This is a genomic window from uncultured Bacteroides sp., assembly GCF_902491285.1.
In the GTDB taxonomy this organism is placed as follows: Bacteria; Bacteroidota; Bacteroidia; order Bacteroidales; family Bacteroidaceae; genus Bacteroides.
This window is the reverse complement of sequence record NZ_CABUHK010000028.1, coordinates 1-18,928: the sequence shown is the minus strand read 5'-3', so window position 1 is coordinate 18,928 and position 18,928 is coordinate 1. Positions and strand designations below refer to the sequence as shown.

At 43.8% G+C, this 18,928-nt stretch carries 11 protein-coding genes and 1 tRNA gene; 11 read left to right on the top strand and 1 reads right to left on the bottom strand.

The window, feature by feature from the left end; all coding sequences use genetic code 11:
• The first annotated feature begins 20 nt into the window (after positions 1–20).
• The 9 genes from RDN93_RS09465 (at position 21) to RDN93_RS09425 (ending at position 16,809) form a co-directional block, all read left to right on the top strand.
• Complete coding sequence (locus RDN93_RS09465; RefSeq protein ID WP_374047388.1) at positions 21–1,976, top strand: transglutaminase domain-containing protein; 1,956 nt, start codon at positions 21–23, stop codon at positions 1,974–1,976.
• Positions 1,967–3,847, top strand: a complete 1,881-nt coding sequence (locus tag RDN93_RS09460; RefSeq protein WP_308745280.1) for a glutaminase domain-containing protein — start codon at positions 1,967–1,969, stop codon at positions 3,845–3,847. Before RDN93_RS09465 ends, RDN93_RS09460 begins: the two co-directional genes overlap by 10 nt.
• Positions 3,844–4,719: a signal peptidase I gene (gene lepB / locus RDN93_RS09455; RefSeq protein ID WP_308745279.1), complete on the top strand. Its 876-nt coding sequence runs from the start codon at positions 3,844–3,846 to the stop codon at positions 4,717–4,719. Before RDN93_RS09460 ends, lepB begins: the two co-directional genes overlap by 4 nt.
• Positions 4,720–4,749: 30 nt before the next feature.
• The gene (locus RDN93_RS09450; protein WP_374047387.1) at positions 4,750–6,369 is read left to right on the top strand and encodes an O-antigen ligase family protein; all 1,620 of its coding nucleotides are present in this window, start codon (positions 4,750–4,752) and stop codon (positions 6,367–6,369) included.
• A 148-nt stretch (positions 6,370–6,517) separates the two neighbouring features.
• Positions 6,518–7,666, top strand: coding sequence for a hypothetical protein (locus tag RDN93_RS09445; RefSeq protein WP_308745277.1), 1,149 nt, complete (start codon positions 6,518–6,520; stop codon positions 7,664–7,666).
• Between the two features lie 34 nt (positions 7,667–7,700).
• Positions 7,701–8,795 (top strand): efflux RND transporter periplasmic adaptor subunit, encoded by a 1,095-nt coding sequence (locus RDN93_RS09440; RefSeq protein ID WP_308745276.1) that lies wholly within the window; start codon positions 7,701–7,703, stop codon positions 8,793–8,795.
• 100 nt (positions 8,796–8,895) lie between these two features.
• Complete coding sequence (locus RDN93_RS09435; RefSeq protein WP_308745275.1) at positions 8,896–12,018, top strand: efflux RND transporter permease subunit; 3,123 nt, start codon at positions 8,896–8,898, stop codon at positions 12,016–12,018.
• 18 nt (positions 12,019–12,036) lie between these two features.
• Positions 12,037–13,536 (top strand): TolC family protein, encoded by a 1,500-nt coding sequence (locus RDN93_RS09430; protein WP_374047386.1) that lies wholly within the window; start codon positions 12,037–12,039, stop codon positions 13,534–13,536.
• Between the two features lie 27 nt (positions 13,537–13,563).
• A complete protein-coding gene (locus RDN93_RS09425; protein ID WP_308745314.1) occupies positions 13,564–16,809 on the top strand; it encodes an efflux RND transporter permease subunit in 3,246 nt (1,081 codons plus the stop codon).
• Between the two features lie 50 nt (positions 16,810–16,859).
• Here RDN93_RS09425 and RDN93_RS09420 read toward each other — a convergent pair whose 3' ends face one another.
• A complete protein-coding gene (locus tag RDN93_RS09420) occupies positions 16,860–17,417 on the bottom strand; it encodes an NAD(P)H-dependent oxidoreductase (protein ID WP_308745274.1) in 558 nt (185 codons plus the stop codon).
• Positions 17,418–17,595: 178 nt separating this feature from the next.
• On the opposite strand from RDN93_RS09420, the gene nspC reads away from it, so the two are divergent.
• A complete protein-coding gene (nspC, locus tag RDN93_RS09415) occupies positions 17,596–18,735 on the top strand; it encodes a carboxynorspermidine decarboxylase (protein WP_308745273.1) in 1,140 nt (379 codons plus the stop codon).
• A gap of 118 nt (positions 18,736–18,853) precedes the next feature.
• Positions 18,854–18,926 (top strand) — tRNA-Gly (locus tag RDN93_RS09410).
• The last annotated feature ends 2 nt before the right edge of the window (positions 18,927–18,928 follow it).

Below are 18,928 nucleotides of genomic sequence, written 5' to 3'. Positions count from 1 at the left end.
TAGTTATTGTACTTGTTATCATGTTAGTTGGAAAAGTAATAATAAACTCTCTTAGAAAAGAGAATGTTACTTCTTTGGAAACAGTGTTACAAGTGGCTGGTGAAAATAGACAAGAATTGGAAAAGGTGCTTCATTATTATCGAATAAATTTGTCAGACAGTCTAAAATATAAAGCAGCCTGTTTTCTAATAGAAAATATTCCTTTTTATACTTATTCTGATGGAGAACAATTAGAAAATTATAAATCTTACTATACATGGTTGAAAAAGAGTAAAGGTAAAACACCGCAACAAGTAGTTGATTCTATAAAGAAAATATATGGTCCTATGAAAGAGCCCAGTAAGAAGCGAGATATTATGGAGATAGATTCCGCTTATCTATGCCATAACATTGATTGGGCATTCAAAGTCTGGCAGGAACAACCTTGGGGAAAGAATATCTCATTTGAAACATTTTGTGAGTACTTACTACCTTACCGAATAGGGGATGAACCATTAACTTATTGGCGTGAAATGTACTATGAAAAATATAATTCGTTGTTGGATTCATTGCGTATGTCTGATTCATTAGATATTGAGGATCCGGTAGTTGCCGCTAATTATCTAATAGGTAAATTGCCTGATAAGAGCTATTATTATACTTCTGTAACGCCATATCCATTTGGACATATAGGACCGGAATATGTACAATACTTATCCGGTACATGTAGGGAAGTGACTGATTTTGGTGTGTATTTATTTAGAGCTTTGGGTATTCCTTGTGCCATAGACTTTGTTCCTGTACGTAGTTATGTAAATGCCGGGCATTTTTGGCTGACAACGTGGAATAAGGAGGGAGAAGAGTATATGACTGACTTCCCACAAAAATTGCGACCTGTACGGAAGAACTGGTGGTATCGGTGGGATGACAGTTCCAAAGTGTATAGATATACTTTTAGTGCGAACAGGGAACTGTACGAGCAAATGGCAGAATATGGTGAAGAAGTATATCCATTTTGGCGTTTGCCGAAATTTACGGATGTAACTTATGGATATGGCTATAATTTAAAGAAAGAATTGGTTATTCCTTTGGAAAAACTGTATAAAACGAGACGGAGTGGGAAAATTGCTTATCTATGTGTCAGTGATAGAGATCGTTGGACTCCTGTTGATTGGACTGAATTTGATGCTGGTCGTCTAGTGTTTCAGTATGTACGGAATGGTTCGTTTATGAGAGTGGCTACTTATGAGAATGGAGAGTTATGCTTTTTGACCGATCCTTTTTATGTTGATAAACAGAGTAATGAGATTTGTTATTATCCTGCTGGGAAAGAGAAGGAGGATGTGGTATTATATGCAAAATGTAATATCGAAATAGAAAACAGGTTCAGAAATAAAATGATAGGAGGAGTTTTTGAAGGGAGCAACCATCCTGACTTTCTGGAAAAAGACACTTTGTTTATTATACAGGGCAGACCTAATCGTTTGAATACGACTGTAAAGAGTTGGTCTGATAAAGAATATCGTTATCTTAGGTATTTTGGTCCGGCTAAAGGTTTCTGTAATATTTCGGAAGTCGCTTTTTATGAGAAGAATGATACTGTTGCTTTGTCAGGGAAAGTGATAGGGACTCCCGGATGCTATCAACATGACGGAACGCATGAATATACCAATGTCTTTGATGGGAAAACATGGACTTCTTTCGACTATTTTAAGCCTACCGGAGGATGGGCGGGGCTTGATTTAGGCCGAAAAGTCCGTGTAGACCGCATTGTCTATACTCCGCGCAATCGGGATAATTATGTTCGCCCTGATGATGTTTATGAGTTATTCTATTGCGACAGGGATTGGAAGTCTGCCGGAAAAATAAAGGCAACTGCCGATTCACTGGTATTTCGGGATATTCCTGTAAATACGCTGTTACTTCTGAGAAATCATACGCGCGGACTGGATGAAAGAATCTTTATTTATGAAAACGGAACTCAACTATGGAAATAAGAACTCATATCAGGCTTGTCGTGGCATGGAGAATAATTATAATCTCGGGTATTATTTCTCTGATATATGCTTGTTCTTATTCGGAGAAGAAGATTTCGCATCTTTCCGGTATTGCTCCTTCTGAACATACGTTATTGGCGATTGCTCCCGATGTTGGTATCAAAGTAATAGGCGATTCGCTAAACAAAAGTTATCCGCAGTTGAGAACCGGAAAGACATTTCCGATAACAGGTATTTTACGTGTAGACGGTAAAGTTTATCGTTTCATGGGAGACGATTCTTTGCGTATATCTCCTTTAGCTCCTCTTTCGGAGGATACTATCGGATGGACAGGGAAATACTCTTTTTTGTATCCGGGAAAAGGATGGGAACTGAGAGAATATGATGATTCTTTGTGGGATGAAGGTAACGGAGCTTTTGGTCCGACAAAGGGATATTATTATCCGGCTCATACCTTGTGGGGAGCGGAGAATATTTATGTCCGCAGGCATGTCAAGGTAGATAATAAAGATGTTTTGAAGAATCATAAAGTGTATGCCCGCTATGTATGCGACGACCGGATAAAACTTTTTTGTAATGGGGAATTTCTGTTAGAGAATGGATTTACGCATCTAACGAAATGTCAGCGCTTGACTGATGAAGCTGTTAACCAAATAATTGATGGAGATAATATTCTGGCTGCATATTGTCGTAATACGGGAGGTGCCGGCTTGTTGGATTTTGGTTTGTACATCGAAAATAAAACTTATGCTGAAGCGGAACCGGCAACTTTGAAAAAGATGAATGTGCAAGCCACGCAGACTCAATTTATTTTCCAATGTGGAGATGTGGAACTTCAGATTGACTTTGTTTCACCTTCCTTGTCGGAAAAATGGGATATGGCAGGCTGGCCTGTCGGTTTTCTTACCTATCAGGTTCGTACGAAAAGCGGAAAGGAACATACAGTGGAAGTTTTGTTCGACGTGGATACGGAATGGATGTTTGGTAAAAGGAAAATAGATAGTTGGGTCGATAAGGATTGGCGTTTTACGAAGTCCGATAGTTTGTATTTGGCTATGGTAGCTGATGAAACAACCTTTTCATGCGAAGATAATCATGTTATTCTATCTCAAAAATTGTATGCGGGAAATGAGAATAAAGGGGTATTACTTCTCGGATATGAAGAAGGGAAAACTTTCCAGTATAGTGGTGAGAGTTTACGCCCACTTTGGAATAAGGATAGAACAAGAGAAATAAAAGAATTGATGATGTCTGTAGGAGACAGATATCAGGAGTTGAAAGCAGAATGTAGTAAATTGGATTATCGGTGGAATATCAAGGCGTTTCAAGCAGGGAATAAAACTTTTGCCGAACAAATGCTTCCTGCTTATCGTAATTTTATATCTTCTCATAGGTTTGTGTCATCCTCGGATAATAAGCTTTTTTGTTTTGGTGATACTTTGGGTAATGTCAGAGAAGCTTATGAAAATTTTCCAACGTTGTTGTTTTTTAACCGTACCGACTGGATGAAAGGTTTGTTGAATCCAGTATTTGCATATTGTGAAGGTATTCATTGGGTGAAAAAGTATCCGCCTTACGATATAGGTTTGTATCCCATTGCCAGTAAACAAGTGAAACTGGAAGACTGTGCCGTAGAAGCGGCTGCCAATATGTTGATGATGACGACTGCTATTGTGGAAGCGGAACAGGATTTCGGTTACGCTGATATGCATTGGAAACAGTTGTGCTTGTGGGCGGATTATTTGCAGGAAAGAATGAAGAATATGACTTTTCCATCTGTTGGATTATTGGATAATGATGACGAACGTGTGAAATGTGTGTTAGGGCTGATGGCTTATCGTAAATTGGTTCAATTAAAGGAAAGCTTATGAACAAAGCGAAGAGAATTTTGGCAATATTGGAGAATTTGGCATTCTTCATATTCTGTATGGTGGTAATTCTATTCTTGATGCAACTGTTCTGCTTTACTTCATTCAGGATACCTTCGGATTCTATGGAACCGGCGTTGAAGGATGGCGACCGGATATTAGTTAATAAGATGATAAAGGGGGCCCGTTTGTTCGATGTGTTTGCAGCTTTGAATAATGAGGATGTTGTTATTCACCGAACGCCCGGATTTGGGAATTTCAAGAGAAATGATATACTGGTTTTCAACTTCCCTTATCAAATGAATCGTTGGGATAGCGTTCGGATGGATGTAATGCAGTATTATGTAAAGCGTTGTATTGCTCTGCCGGGAGATACGTTGGAGATTCGGGGAGGATTTTATAAAATACGTGGTTGTGACGAACAGTTGGGAAACTATAAGGCTCAACAATATCTCGCTGGATTACAGCATCCGGAACAGCATGGCATTGTAGTAGGTACATTTCCGTATGATAAACAAATAGGTTGGACTATCCGTGAGTTCGGACCTTTGCCGATTCCCAAGAAAGGTCAGATAGTAATGATGAACCGTACGAACTGCCTTTTGTACAGGCAGTTGATAGGTTGGGAACAGAAGCAGAAACTACGTATAAAAGACGGACAGATAGTATTGGGGGACAGCGTTATTACCCAATATCGCTTTAAAAAGAACTATTATTTTGTTTCCGGTGATAATATGGCTAATTCGCAGGACTCGAGATATTGGGGGATGTTGCCGGAAGAGTACATTGTAGGTAAAGCTTCCCGTATATGGTATTCGGAAGATAAATTTACGGAGAAACCTCGTTGGAATAGAATCATGAAGAAAATCAAATAAAGAACGAAAATAAAGTTGGAATTGATGCGGATGACACAGAAGAATATGGCGGATGTAATAACTCTTACAGGAGTTGCGGCAATCTTGAGCGTAGTAGTTTTTGCTACTTCGAATGATATTCCTGTCGGTGAAATGGCATATCAAAAACTATGGTTGGGACGCATGACTTTTGTTTTTGTCGCTTGTTGTCTATTATCCTTTTGTCTGAATAGAAAAAACTATTTGTCTTTTCCAACCATTGTGACGTGGGTATTGATTGTCCTGGGTGGAATGGAAGCTATCTGGGGGTTGAGGCAGATATACGGCTTGGCTGTTTCCAATCACTCTTTATATGCACTTACGGGCTCTTTCTATAATCCGGGACCTTATTCGGGATATTTGGCGATGATATTCCCGCTTTGCTTGTATGAATGGCTAAACTTGAAAGAAAAAACAGAACGTACATGGGTAGAACAGGGAAAATATTATGTGGCATTAGGAGTTATGCTGTTGATTCTTTGTGTACTACCTGCCGGAATGAGCCGTTCGGCTTGGATTGCTGCCGCAATATCGGGTATATGGGTGTATGGGATGCATGTTTCATGGGGAAGCAAACTAAAGGAATTTGGACGAAAATATAAGAAAAAACTAGTACTGGCTTGCATTGCAGGCAGCGTTATAATCATAGTGGCAGGTTATGCTCTTTTTCAGCTAAAAGCAACCTCTGCCAATGGACGCTTGTTCATGTGGAAAATTAGTAGTATGGCTATTGCCGAAAGTCCGCTTATAGGACATGGCACAGGGAACTTTGTTTCAGCTTATGGCAGAGCGCAAGAAAACTATTTTGCAAATGGGGAATTTTCGGAGACGGAAGAGTTGGTGGCAGGAAGTCCGGAGTATGCTTTTAATGAATATCTGCAAGTAGCGATGGAATATGGGATTCCTTTTTTATTGGTTGTCTCGTTGGTAATTGCGTTTTGTCTATGGAAAGGGAGTAGTGAAGGAAGAATAGGTCTTTGTGGCGGAGTAATTTCATTTTTGGTATTTGCCTTTTCTTCTTATCCGATGCAGATTCCCGGATTTGCAGTGACATTTTATTTACTGTTGGCGGCTTGTGTTATCGGGCGTTCTAAAGTAATATTATTCCTTTTTATTTCGATGATGGTTCTATTAGGAACGTATTATTGGAAAAACAATCAATATGTTGCATGCAAGGACTGGTATCGTGGTAAGATGCTTTATAATATAGGGGCTTACCAGTCTGCTAAAGAAGACTATGGGAAGCTATATCCGGAATTAGCGAATCGTGGGGCATTTCTCTTTGAATACGGATATTCTCTTCATAAATTGAAAGAATATGATAACTCGACAAGGGTATTGGAAGAAGCGATGGCGCATAGCAATGATCCTATGATTCTGAATATTATCGGCAAGAATTATCAGGCATTAGGAGCGTATGAGAAAGCCGAAGAATATTTAATTCGCTCTACACATCGGCTTCCGGGACGAATTTATCCGTATTATCTGTTGGTGAAACTTTATGCGGAACCGGAATATTGTCAGTCGGAAAAGTTAAAGCATGCCGCAGAGGTTGTATTGACAAAAGAACCAAAGGTGCAATCGACGGCAGTAAAAGAGATGAGGGAGGAAGTCAGGAAATTATTGAAATAAATGAATCTATAAATATGATGAAATATAATTGCTTACAGTTAAGAATGGTTGCATCTTACTCTTATCAGAAAATTATTACTGATAATCAGGATAATGGTATTTCAATTATGTTACTTTTGTAGTTGCATAAACATAAAGTAAAAACGCAATGAGAATAGTAGAAGTTATTTTGATATTTTTCCTGTCTTGTATAATATCAGTATCTTGCATCGGGAAAAAATCGGATGGAACAACAGTAAATAACGAAGTTGAGCTGCAAACGGAAGAAATACATTTTCCTCAACAGGATGTGCTGCAACTAAAGTCTTATTATTTGTCTTCTCCTGTCCATGGGGATTCTGTGAATATTCTTATAGGATATAATTATAGATTACATGCATTAGATTATCTGGATTTGGAATCAAAACGGGTAATTCAAGTAGCGTTGCCTGCCAAAGGTCCTTATGCCATATCCCGTTTATCCGGCATATATGCACATTCATTAGATTCGGTGTGGGTGTCTGATGATTCCGAACATGTTTTTCTGGTTGATAGTAGGGGAACTGTAAATTGTATTGTGGATTTGAGAGAGTATTTGGATAATACAGAGCAACTATTGATAAACACTAATTATGCCATTCATACTTCACGTCTATATTATAATAAGAACCGTCAGTCTTTGATGTTTTTGACGCAGAATTTGTCTTCCAAGGCATTTGCGGTCAAGGAAGTGTTTATTAATCAAAAGAAAGAAGCTGTTAACTATAAATTGTCACCATCCAATATTATTCCTGATATGAGCGAGGGATATTCTTATATGTCTTGTCCTAATGTCAATTATGCAGGCGAAAATATTATCTATAATTATCCGGCTGAATCTTCCATCTATACTTTGAATATACTTACTAATGAACGAAACTCTGTTACGGCAGAAAGTGGCTATACCTCAAATATGGTGGAAAAATGTACTTCAGGAAAAGATTATGCCGCATTGGAAAGGCATAGGTTGGAAAATCCTTATTTTTATGATGTAATGTATATTCCCAAATATAAGATGTATGCTCGTTTGCATATTGATAAAGTAGAGTTTGATGTCGATAGGGGGATTGAGAAGTTGATAAATGACCGTGATTTATATTTAATGTTGTTCAATGATGAGATGAAAAAAATGTGTGAAGTAAAGTTGGCAAAGCATAGATATAATTATTTTACAGGTTGGGGTGTCTCTTATGGCGGCATTGTTCTTTTTGTAGATAATATACTGGATACTGAGAATGATACGGATGAGCTGACTATGGACTTTGTTTATCCTAAATAAATGATGTGTAATTGATAGCAATATAGATATTATTATGAAAAAATACAATTGTATATGGGTACTGTTATGTTGTTTGGCTTGTGGGGGGACAACCTCATGCTCTGATAAGAAAAATAGTGCCGATGAACAGGAAAAAGGTGTCTCCACCGTTCTTCCTGACATAAAGAATGAAGTTACCACTCAAATTCTGAAGAAGCGGAATTTTGACCATGAACTGGTAAGCAACGGAAAGGTGAATGCTCGTAGCAAAGCTGATTTGCGTTTTGAGACAAGTGAAGTCATTGCCCGTATTTACGTGAAGAATGGCGACCGTGTATATAAAGGACAAAAACTGGCTGAATTGGATAAATTCCGTTTGGAGCAGAAATTGTCCCAGGCGGAAGACGCTTTGTTGAAAGCTGAACTCGAATTGAAAGATGTGCTTATCGGGCAGGGATATACGCCGGATGATTTCAGTAAGGTTCCTGTGGAGACAATGAAACTTGCGAAAGTGAAGAGCGGTTATGAGCAGTCGAAGTCACAATACGAACTGACAAAAAGAGAGACGGAACATGCAACGCTTACCGCGCCTTTTGACGGGGTGGTGGCTAATCTTTTTTCAAAACCTTATAATCCGGCTAATACCTCGGAAGTGTTCTGTACTATTCTTGATACGAAAGGAATGGAGGCAGAATTTACCGTATTGGAGAATGAACTTGCCTTTATTAAAAAAGGTGATAAGGTGACGGTTATTCCTTATGCCGGGGGAAGTTCTTTTGAAGGCAGCGTATCCGAAATCAATCCGTTGGTGGATACCAATGGAATGGTAAAGGTAAAGGCTGACGTAAACGGTGAAGGCAAGCTGTTCAGCGGTATGAATGTGCGGGTCAGTGTCAGACGGAACCTGGGTGAACAGTTGGTGATTCCCAAGACGGCTGTGGTACTGCGCTCCGGCAAGCAGGTGGTGTTTACATTGGAAAAAGGCAAGGCCATGTGGAACTATGTGCATACGGGACTGGAGAATGCGACGGAATACATTGTTTCTGATAAATCCCGGAAAGGAGTTGAAGACGGTCTGTTGGAAGGAGACACGGTTATTGTGGCCGGGAATCTGAATCTGGCGCATGAAGCGGAAGTAAATGTAAGATAATCAAAAAGGCACGGATTACACGGATTTCACGGTTTTAGAATTGTGATAGCATAAAGCAACAGCGTAATCCGTGTAATCCGTGCCTAAAACTAAAGTAAGCATGATAAAATTTTTAATCCAGCGTCCTATCGCCGTGTTGATGGCGTTCACCGCCTGTTTTATAATCGGCCTGGTTACCTATTCCACATTGCCGATATCGCTGCTTCCGAATATCGCCATTCCGGAGATTACCGTACAGGTTTCTGCCGCCAATACATCCGCCCGCGAACTGGAAAACACGATTGTGAAACCTTTGCGCAGCCAACTGATTCAAGTTTCCACCTTGAAGGACATTCATAGCGAATCGAGGGACGGGGCGGGTATCATCCGCCTGTCTTTTGAGTTCGGCACTAATACGGACCTTGCTTTTATTGAGGTCAATGAGAAGATAGACGCCGCAATGAACTATCTTCCCAAAGAAACGGAACGTCCGAAAGTTATCAAGGCGAGCGCGACGGATATTCCCGTGTTCTACTTGAATCTGACCTTGAAGAATGACAGTGCTTATAGTACTACTACCACGGGACAGCAATCCTTTCTTGACTTGTGTGAATTTGCCGAATCGGTTATCAAGCGCAGGATAGAGCAGCTTGAAGAAGTGGCTATGGTGGACGTGACCGGACTGGTGGAACGCCAGGTACAGATTGTGCCCGATGAGGACAAGCTTGCCATGATGGGACTTGCCATCGAGGATATTGAATCCGCCCTGTCGTCCAACAATGTAGAACCGGGCAGTATGACAGTACGTGACGGGTATTACGAATATAATATCAAATTCTCGACATTGCTGCGTACGGCGGAAGATGTGGAAAATATCTATCTGCGTAAGGGCGACCGCATTGTACAGTTAAAGGATTTCTGCAAGGTCAATATCGTGCCCGTGAAAGAAAAGGGCGTGTCCTTGTCGAACGGAAAGCGTGCGGTGACACTGGCTGTCATCAAGCAGGCGGATGAGAATATGGACAAGATGAAGAACTCGCTGGTAGGAACGATGGAGTATTTCCAGCGGGTCTATCCGGATATTGATTTCAGTATCAGCCGTAACCAGACGGAACTGCTGGACTTCACGATTTCCAATCTGCAGCAGAACCTTTCTTTAGGATTCCTCTTTATCTGCCTGGTAGCAGTCCTGTTCCTGGGTGACGTGAAATCCCCGTTGGTCATCGGGCTCAGCATGGTGGTTTCCATCGTCATCAGTTTCGTATTCTTCTACTTTTGTAATATGTCACTGAATATCATTTCCCTTGCCGGGTTGATTCTGGCTCTGGGAATGATGATTGACAGCTCGATTATCGTGACCGAGAATATTTCGCAATACCGCGGACGGGGATATTTCCTGCGACGTGCCTGTATCACAGGGACAAGTGAAGTGGTGACGCCCATGCTGAGCTCTTCGCTGACCACCATCGCCGTATTCGCTCCCCTGATTTTTATGAGCGGCATTGCCGGAGCCATCTTCTACGACCAGGCTTTCTCCGTCACGGTAGGGCTGATGGTGTCTTATTTTACCGGTATCATGCTGCTTCCCGTCCTTTATCTGCTGGTCTACCGTGCAGGTATCCACACCCGGAAATGGAAGTGGCTCTCCTTTAAGTTCAATAACCCGATAAAAGACCATACACTGGACCGTTTCTATGACGCTGGAGTAGACTGGGTATTCCGTCATAAAACGTTCAGTGTATTGTTTTGCGCCATTTCCATTCCGCTCTGCGTATTCTTCTTTTTCTTTATAGACAAAGAGCGGATGCCCGATATCGAAGAAAACGAACTGATTGTCCGCATAGAATGGAATGAGAATATCCACGTGGATGAAAACAGGAAGCGTGTGGACGCACTTTTTAAGGAACTGGACGGCCGCTCTCTGGAACAGACGGCTTCTGTCGGCAGGCAGGATTTTATCCTGAACCGGGAGAGGGAGCTTTCCTCTTCCGAAGCGGAACTTTATTTCCGGACGGAAACTTCCGGAGAGATTGCCCCATTGGAACAGGAGACATACCGACGGCTGAAAGAACGTTATCCGCTCTCCGTCATTTCTTTCTCTCCGCCGGAGACTGTATTCGAGAAACTTTTTGTAACGGGCGAGCCGGATATCGTAGCCGAATTTTATGCCCGCAACAGGGCACAGGCTCCTGTTGCGGAAACGATTCGCAAACTGGAACATGAACTGGCAGTAGAAACCGGAATCAATCCTACGGGCATCGCTTTTGAAAATCAGTTGAACCTGAGCATCAGCAAGGAAAAACTGTTGCTTTACCGTGTATCCTATAATGAACTTTACCGTGTCCTGAAAACGGCTTTCCGCGAAAACAGCGTGACTATGCTACATTCCTACCAGCAGTATCTTCCGATTAATATTGCGGGGAATGAGAAAACAGTGAACAGGGTCTTGCAGGAGACATTGGTACAGACACAGCCGGATAACCAAGGCAATATAGAATATATCCCGCTCCGGGAACTGGTAAAGGTGACTCCTGCCGAAGACCTGAAAAGTATTACCGCCGGGCGTAACGGGGAGTTTGTGCCTTTCGATTTTTATGGAGTGCGGGATGCGGACAGGCTGGTAAAAGACGTGAAGCAGGTAGTCGGAAATACAGGGGAGTGGGATGCCGGCTTTTCCGGCAGCTTCTTCTCGAACCGGGAAATGCTGGACGAACTGGTAGTGATACTTCTGATTTCCCTGTTGCTGATGTATTTCATCCTTGCGGCACAGTTCGAGAGCTTTCTGCAACCCCTGCTTGTCCTGGCGGAAATTCCGATAGACGTGGCATTCGCGCTTTTGCTGCTTTGGATTTGCGGGCATACGCTGAACCTGATGTCAGCCATCGGGCTTATCGTCACCTGCGGTATCGTAATCAATGACTCTATCCTGAAACTGGACGCAATCAATGAACTGCGCAAGGCAGGCGTCCCTTTGTTGGAAGCCATCCATGAGGCCGGACGCAGGCGCCTGCGTCCCATTATCATGACCTCGCTGACTACGATTTTCGCCATGGTTCCGCTCTTGTTCTCTTCGGATATGGGTTCGGAACTGCAAAAGCCGTTGTCCATTGCCATGATAGGGACGATGTCGATAGGCACGGCAGTGAGCCTGTTTATCATACCGTTGCTTTACTGGTTCATTTACCGGGAAAAAGAAGGCGGCAGGAAAGCGGCAGGAAACAAACAGATGACAACAACAGATTGAACGAAAACAAGTTGAGTTATGAAGAAACTATCTACTCTTTTTATAGTGGCGGCAATGTCGGGCGTATGTTTCTCCCCGCTGTACGCACAGAAACATCTGATACTGGACTTGAATCAGACGATTGCTTTGGCTAACGACAGTTCGCTGGAATCATTCCGCACACAGAATATGTATCTCTCCGGTTACTGGGAATACCGGACATACAAGGCGAACCGCCTGCCCAGCCTGACGCTGGACCTTACCCCGGCGCAATATAACCGGGATATCACGAAACGTTATGATTCGGGCTCCAACCTGGACGTGTACCGCACGCAGCAATCTTATTATGCCTACGGCGGACTGAGCGTGAGACAGAACCTCGACCTGACCGGGGGTACATTCTATCTGGAATCGAATCTTGCCTATATGCGCAACTTCGGGGATAATAGCGCGACACAACTCACCAGTGTCCCGATAAGGCTTGGATATTCGCAGAGCCTGGTAGGCTACAACCCTTTCAAGTGGGAGCGGAAAATAGAACCGTTGAAATACGAGCGTGTGAAGAAGGAGTTCCTTTATAACGTGGAGAAAGTCTCGGAAACGGCCACGAATTATTTCTTTTCCCTTGCCATGGCACAAGCTGAGTATAAACTGGCAAAGGACAATCTGGCTTCCACGGATACGCTTTACCGTATCGGGCAGCAACGCCACCGGATAGCCGCCATCTCACAAGCCGACCTGCTGACGTTGAAACTGGACCGTGTAAACGCGCAGAACACTTTACAGAACAAGGCAAGCGACCTGAAACGGGCGATGTTCTCTTTAGCGTCCTTCCTCAATCTGGATAAGAATACGCAAATCGAGCTGAAACTCCCTTCCCGTCCGGGCATGATGGATATTCCGGTGGATGAGGCTTTGAGTTGGGGAAGAAGCAACAATCCACAATTACTGGAATTGAAGCAGAATGTATTGGAAGCGGAACGGAATGTGGACAAGACTAAGAAAGAATCCCGTTTCAACGCCAGTGTGAATGCGAGCATCGGTTTTAACCAGGTGGCGGATAATTTCGGGGACGTCTATCATAAGCCGATGCAGCAGGACTTGGTGGCGGTCAGTGTTTCCATCCCGTTACTGGACTGGGGTGTCCGCAAGGGCAAGTATAATATGGCTTGCAATAATCTGAACGTGGTGAAGATTTCGGCACGTCAGGACGAGATAAGTATTGAGGAAGAAGTGATTATGACAGTGAGCGATTTCAATATCCAGCAGCAGTTGATAGCAAGCGCGGAAGAGGCGCTGGATTTGTCCGTACTTGCTTATAATGAGACGAAACAGCGTTTTATCATCGGCAAGGCGGATATAAACAGCCTGACACTTTCACTCAACAGGCAGCAGCAGGCACAACGGAATTATATTTCAGCCTTGCAGAACTACTGGCTGAATTATTATAAGATACGCCGGCTTACCTTGTTCGATTTCGCTGCGAAGCTTTCTCTTTCGGATAGGTTCGATTTTAATGGGGGGAAGTTGGTTAAATGATGATTCCCGTTTATATGAATGATGATAATGCAAAGTATGGATTCTGAAATAAATAAATCTCCGAAGGCTTCCGCTTTTACGCTGATTGTGGCTTTTGTCTGTGTGGCGTTGGTCGGGCTGGCACTTGTTCCTCTGTTGCCTGTCAAACTGAACCCGTCACGGACGCTGCCCGGCTTCACGGTGCGTTTCAGTATGCCCGGCACTTCGGCACGTGTGGTGGAGATGACGGCTACCAGCAAACTGGAAGCGATGCTTGCCCGCGTAAAGGGGATTCGGGGAATTTACTCCACTTCGGGAAACGGGTGGGGAAGTATCAGCGTGAACCTGGACAAGCATGTGGATGCGGCGGTCGCCCGTTTCGAGGCTTCCACCATTATCCGCCAGACGTGGCCGGAGTTGCCGGACGGGGTGAGCTATCCATATATTCAGATGCAGAGTCCCGGACAGAGCAGCCAGTCTCCTTTCATGGCGTTTACAATTAATGCGCCTGCTACGCCTGTATTGATTCAGCAGTACGCGGAAGAACATATAAAAACACGCCTGGCACAACTTCCGGGGATTTATAAGATTAACCTCAGCGGTGCTACCCCGATGGAGTGGCGGTTGGAGTATGATTCCGAACAGTTGCGCACGCTCGGGATAAGTACGGATGATATCCGTGAGGCAGTCCGGTTGCATTATCAGAAAGAGTTCATGGGTACTTACGATGTAGAGCAGGGTGCTTTGGACAAGCAGTGGATACGTCTGGCACTGGTTCCCGAATATGAGAGCCGTGAGTTTGACGCAACACGGATACAGGTAAAGATGAAAGACGGGAGAATTATCGGCCTGAATGAACTGGTGAAGGTTTCCCGTGTGGAAGAGCAGCCGCAGAGCTACTACCGGATTAACGGGCTGAACTCGATTTATCTGTCGATCGTGGCGGAAGAAACGGCCAACCAGTTGGCATTGAGCAAGGAAGTGAAAGCGTATATGGATGGTATCCGGTCGCTGCTTCCGGCAGGGTATGAGATTCACACCAGTTATGACGCGACGGAGTTTATTCAGGAAGAACTAGACAAGATTTATCTGCGTACGGGAGTGACAGTAGCCATTCTGCTGCTGTTTGTGTTGCTGATTACTTTCAGTCCCAAATATCTGTTTTTGATTGTAGTCAGCCTGTCCGTCAATATGGCGATAGCCGTTATTTTTTATTATGCGTTCGGGTTGGAAATGCAATTGTACTCTTTGGCAGGCATCACCGTCTCTTTGAATCTTGTGATTGACAATACTATTGTGATGAGCGACCACTATCTGAGGCGCGGGAACCGGAAAGCGTTCATGTCCGTGCTGGCAGCTACGCTGACGACGATAGGGGCACTGGCTATCATCTTCTTTCTGGATGAGAAGATACGTCTCAATTTGCAGGATTTTGCTGCTGTGGTAATTATTAATCTGGGAGTTTCCTTGCTGGTCGCCCTGTTTTTTGTCCCTTCCCTGATTGACAAAATCGGGCTGAAACGTCGGAAGAAAACGTCTCTCTCAAAACCGGGAAGGCGGATGGGGAGCGTGCGTTCCTTTATGTGGATACGTTCTAAGATGCGGCGTGTTCCGGTTTATTTCAGCCGTTTTTACGGGTGGCTGGTACGGATTCTCTGTCGTTGGAGAGTGGCGGTCTGCATACTGTTATTGCTGGCTTTCGGATTACCGGTGTTCCTGTTGCCGGAAAAGATGAAAGGGGATGACAAGTGGGCGGAAGCATATAATAAGACGCTGGGCACTTCCACTTATAAGGAAAAAGTGAAACCGGTGGTGGACAAGGCGTTGGGGGGAACTTTAAGGCTGTTTGTACAGAAGGTATATGAGGGGAGTTACTTTACCCGTAATGAAGAGGTGGTGCTCCATGCCAATGCCAATCTGCCGAATGGAAGTACACTGGAACAGATGAACACACTGGTTAAGAAGATGGAAACTTATCTGAGCGGATTTAAGGAAATCAAGCAGTTTCAGACTTCTGTGGAAAGCGCCCGCAGGGCATCCATTCATATTTATTTCACGAAAGAACATCAGAAAAGCGGTTTTCCTTATACGCTGAAAGCCAATATGATTGGCAAGGCACTCCAACTGGGCGGCGGTGACTGGAGCATATACGGATTGCAGGACCAGGGATTCAGCAATAATGTACGTGAGAATGCGGGCTCTTTCCGGGTGAAGATGTACGGGTACAATTATGATGAATTGTATGCACAAGCGGAAAAGTTGAAAGAAAAGTTGTTGTCCCACCGCCGTATCCGAGAAGTGACCATCGGTTCCGATTTCTCCTGGTGGAAGGATGATTATATGGAATTCTATTTCAACCTGGATAAACGACGGATGGCAGAGGAAGGAATTGGAGCCGGGAGACTGTTTTCCGCTATCCGTCCGGTATACGGGCGGAATATGGAAATCGGTTCGGTGGTGACGGAAGAGGGTACGGAAAAGATAAAACTTTCTTCGCGGCAGTCGGAAGAGAGGGATGTATGGGCGATGCAGTATTATCCTTTCGAGGCGGGCGGTAAGGAATATAAGCTCTCGGAACTGGCAACGGTAGAGAAAGGACAGATGCCGCAGGAAGTGGCGAAGGAGAACCAGCAGTACCGATTATGCCTGCAATATGAGTATATCGGCTCTTCGGAACAGGGAAACAAACTGTTGAAGAAAGACCTGGAAGAGTTTAACGAACTTCTTCCGATGGGATATACCGCCAAATCGGAAGAAAACAACTGGTCATGGGGTGGAAAGGCCAACAAGCAGTATCGTCTGCTCCTGATAGTGATTGCCATCATCTTCTTTATCACAAGTATCCTGTTCAATTCTCTGAAACAGCCGTTGGCAATAATCTTTGTGATTCCGGTATCCTATATCGGCGTGTTCCTTACATTCTACTGGTTCAAACTGAACTTCGACCAGGGCGGTTTTGCTTCCTTTGTCCTGCTTTGCGGCATTACGGTGAATGCGAGTATCTATATCCTGAATGAATATAATTCCGTTCGCAAGCGTTTCCCGCGTCTATCGCCGCTCCGGGCTTATGTGAAGGCTTGGAATACGAAAGTGATTCCTATTTTCCTGACGGTGGCTTCCACTATCCTGGGCTTTATCCCTTTCATGGTGGGAGCGGAGAAAGAAGGTTTCTGGTTTCCATTGGCGGCAGGCACTATCGGGGGATTGATAATGTCTGTAATCGGGGTATTTATTTTCCTGCCGGTGCTGACGTTGAAGAAGCATAGCTTTGCGACATCTAAAGCTATGCTTTAAGGATGCTAAAGCGTAGCTTTATCCGGTCTAAAGCTACGCTTTTCATTGTCTTACCAATTATTACCTGCATTACTGCTATTGACAAGCATTTCTATCCGTTGTTTGTATAAGTTCGCTCCTTCGGCAATATTCTTTCCTGCCTCTGCGGTTCCCATTCCGTAAATGACAATGGGAGTCTGCCACGCCATACCCGAATGAATCGCACTGCCCTGATACGGACGCAGAAGTTCGTCGATTGTGAACTTGTTTCGTCCGCCGCTGCGATAAGCATCGTATTCGGAACCGGTAGTTGTTACTACTGCCAGCGGCTTGCCCGCAACAGCCGGAGTCTTGGACAAGTAAGTGAATACTTCGTCCTGCCATTTCTTCAGTAATGACGGGGCAGCCATCCAATAGAAAGGAAACTGATAGATGACAGCCGAAGCATCAGAAATGATTTTACTCCATTCGTCCACATTGAAGGCGATTTCCTCCGACAGTTCGTAAAGGTTGAAAACCGCCACCCCTTCAATGTCACTTACAGCGTCGATTAATGCTTTGTTTGCCTGTGATTCTTTCATGTTGGGGTGTGCCAGCAAAATCACTACTTTTCTTAAATCTTTATTCATATTCAATCAGGTATTTAGGATGAAACAATTACGTGTATTATATAATAAGGTTTAAAAATAGGAAAAAGTTCTCGAAAAGCAATATCTTAATTAAAAATAAAACAATCCCTCTTTGCTTTTGAATTTGTATTTTTGCATCCACGTTCGTAAAACGTTACTTTAGATAATAAGATTGTATATGATAGATTTTACCCGGTTTCCTTCTCCCTGCTACATTATGGAAGAAGAACTTTTAAGAAAGAACCTGAGTTTGATAAAAAGCGTAGCCGACAGGGCGGGAGTGGAGATTATCCTGGCTTTCAAGTCGTTCGCCATGTGGCGCTCTTTCCCTATATTCCGCGAATATATCAATCATTCAACAGCCAGTTCGGTATATGAAGCCCGCCTGGCATTGGAAGAATTCGGTAGTAAGGCGCATACCTATTCTCCTGCCTATACAGAACAGGATTTTCCGGAAATCATGCGTTGCAGCAGCCATATCACGTTCAACTCAATGGCGCAGTTTGAACGTTTCTATCCGATGACGGTAGCTGGAGGAAGCGGTATTTCCTGTGGTGTCCGTGTGAATCCCGAATATTCGGAGGTGGAGACGGAGCTTTATAATCCGTGCGCTCCCGGCACCCGTTTCGGCATAACGGCTGATTGGTTGCCGGAGACGCTGCCGCAAGGAATTGAAGGCTTTCACTGCCATTGCCATTGCGAATCTTCTTCTTATGAACTGGAGCGTACTTTAGAACACTTGGAAGAAAAGTTTGCCCGCTGGTTCCCGCAGATTAAATGGTTGAATCTTGGTGGCGGACATCTGATGACCCGTAAAGATTATGATACGGAACATCTGATAAAGCTGTTGCAAGGATTGAAAGCACGTTATCCGCATTTGCAGATTATCCTGGAGCCCGGTTCGGCTTTTACCTGGCAGACGGGAGTATTGGTTTCCGAAGTCGTGGATATTGTAGAGAGCCGTGGAATCAGGACAGCCATCTTGAATGTCAGCTTTACCTGCCATATGCCCGATTGTCTGGAGATGCCTTATCAGCCTGCCGTTCGGGGTGCGGAGATGGGAAATGAAGGGAAATACATTTACCGTCTCGGGGGAAACTCCTGTTTGAGCGGCGACTATATGGGGCTGTGGAGTTTCGACCACGAGCTGCAAATCGGAGAGCGGATAGTATTTGAAGATATGATTCATTATACGATGGTAAAGACGAATATGTTTAACGGAATCCATCATCCTGCCATCGCTTTGTGGACAAAAGAGGGAAAAGCTGAAATTTACAAGCAGTTTTCTTACGAAGATTATCGTAACCGAATGAGTTGATAATCAAAAAGATTGTTTCGTGGCGGGGGCAGAGTGTGCAGATTTCTTAAAAAAAAGTGCGCAGAATGTTTGCAGGTTTACGGAAAATCCCTACCTTTGCAACCGCAAACGAAAAAATGCGGAAATAGCTCAGTTGGTAGAGCATAACCTTGCCAAGGTTAGGGTCGCGAGTTCGAGTCTCGTTTTCCGCTCA

Bases quoted from the DNA above. Each gene is read 5' to 3' on its own strand.
- RDN93_RS09465 (WP_374047388.1), top strand. From the start codon at position 21: ATGTTAGTTGGAAAAGTAATAATAAACTCTCTTAGAAAAGAGAATGTT.
- RDN93_RS09420 (WP_308745274.1), bottom strand. From the start codon at position 17,417: ATGAATAAAGATTTAAGAAAAGTAGTGATTTTGCTGGCACACCCCAAC.
- RDN93_RS09460 (WP_308745280.1), top strand. From the start codon at position 1,967: ATGGAAATAAGAACTCATATCAGGCTTGTCGTGGCATGGAGAATAATT.
- RDN93_RS09450 (WP_374047387.1), top strand. From the start codon at position 4,750: ATGACACAGAAGAATATGGCGGATGTAATAACTCTTACAGGAGTTGCG.
- lepB (WP_308745279.1), top strand. From the start codon at position 3,844: ATGAACAAAGCGAAGAGAATTTTGGCAATATTGGAGAATTTGGCATTC.
- RDN93_RS09430 (WP_374047386.1), top strand. From the start codon at position 12,037: ATGAAGAAACTATCTACTCTTTTTATAGTGGCGGCAATGTCGGGCGTA.
- RDN93_RS09425 (WP_308745314.1), top strand. From the start codon at position 13,564: ATGCAAAGTATGGATTCTGAAATAAATAAATCTCCGAAGGCTTCCGCT.
- nspC (WP_308745273.1), top strand. From the start codon at position 17,596: ATGATAGATTTTACCCGGTTTCCTTCTCCCTGCTACATTATGGAAGAA.
- RDN93_RS09440 (WP_308745276.1), top strand. From the start codon at position 7,701: ATGAAAAAATACAATTGTATATGGGTACTGTTATGTTGTTTGGCTTGT.
- RDN93_RS09435 (WP_308745275.1), top strand. From the start codon at position 8,896: ATGATAAAATTTTTAATCCAGCGTCCTATCGCCGTGTTGATGGCGTTC.
- RDN93_RS09445 (WP_308745277.1), top strand. From the start codon at position 6,518: ATGAGAATAGTAGAAGTTATTTTGATATTTTTCCTGTCTTGTATAATA.